The organism is Agromyces sp. NPDC055658 (genome assembly GCF_053618155.1).
This window is the reverse complement of the sequence record NZ_JBSHHD010000102.1, coordinates 1-1383: the sequence shown is the minus strand read 5'-3', so window position 1 is coordinate 1383 and position 1383 is coordinate 1. Positions and strand designations below refer to the sequence as shown.

The 1383-nt window shown below is 67.9% G+C and carries 1 protein-coding gene; it reads right to left on the bottom strand.

Annotated features, from left to right (window positions below; translation table 11 throughout):
- The coding region (locus tag ACWGPE_RS18815; RefSeq protein ID WP_452049282.1) for a peroxidase family protein at nucleotides 1–1383 on the bottom strand (1383 nt) is incomplete at both ends.

Here is a 1383-nt window from a genome sequence, read left to right as displayed (position 1 = left end):
GTGTCGCTGAAGCCGAATCCGGGTGGTTTGGGCTCGGCGTACAGGCCGATCACCAGGTCGACGAGGTCGACGTCGTCGTCGTAGACCTCGCGCAGCTCGGCCGCCAGCGCAGTCTCACCGGTCAGCTCCTCGAACGTCTTGACCCGCTTGAGCCGGAACAGCTCCCGGAACTCGTTGTAGCGCGGTACGCCCCGTTCTCGGCACCGGATCAGGTCGATGGTGGCCAGATCCATCAGCGCGCCGTCGACGCGATGCATGTGCTGCAGGTGCCGGGGGAAGTTGTGCAGCGACAACGCGCCGGGATGGGCGCGACCGAAGGAGTACAACAGGTCCGCCATGGGGCTTTCGGCCAGCCGGGCACGCACATTGAGCACCGACAGCTCGGGTAGCTCGTGCTGTGCGGTGACGCTGTCGTCGGCCAGCGAGCGGAATGTGAACTCGTCGGGGATCAGCGGGTGCATCCGGTACACCGCGACGAACTCCTCGGTCAACGAGTACGGCACGCCGTGATGTGTGGTGGGCGAGCCGGGGATGCCGTGCAGCAGCGGACTGGTGCTGATGCGTCCGAAGCCTCGCCGGAACCGGGGGCCCGACCGCTCGCCGAGTAGCCCGAACCAGTTGACACGCATGGCCGTCACCGTTGTCGGATGCGCGATGATCGCCGGAGTCCAGTCGACGGTGTGGATCTTGGCCATCAATGCGGAATTGACCAGGCGTGCCTTGTCGTAGAGCTGCTGGCCGGTCAGGTAGGGGTACGCCCGGGCCAGGTGGTCGCAGATGGCGTTGTGCTCACGCATGAACAGTGAGTGCAGCAGGGCCAGGCCCACCCAGAAGTTTCCCGCGGTGCCGGTCAGGTCCGCGGTCGCCTCGACCTCGGGTGGCGGCAGGCCCGAGTCGTCGATTCGCAGCTTGCCGTGCTCGGGTGCGCGCAGGGCGCTGGCGAATGCCGGTGTGGTCCCGTAGATCTGGGAGGCGTCCCACCAGTGCGATTCCTGTGTGACGAAGGTGGGCGGCCCGGCCGGGCTCGGGTGGGGATCAGGCGGGGTGCGCTCGACCCGCATCGGCCGTTCGGGCCACGGATCGTCGTCGCGCAGCGGCACGACCCAGGGTTGGGTGGGGACCGAGCCGTGGGCGAACCAGTCGTGCACCTCGAACTGAATCCACGCCGCGGCCAGGAGATTGAGCGTCGTCGCGGGCTGGAAGCTGTCCCGGGTCAGCAGTGCGCGGCTGACCAGTCGCGGGTTGGGATCGAGCAGCCGCTGGGCGGATTCCGGATACGAGTGTTCGGGTGGGACGTTGCGGCCGAAGCGGCACCCCACCGCACCCATCCTGGGGTCACTCAGGTCGTTGTAGGAACCGTCCCGGGTTCGCGCGCCCAGGTAG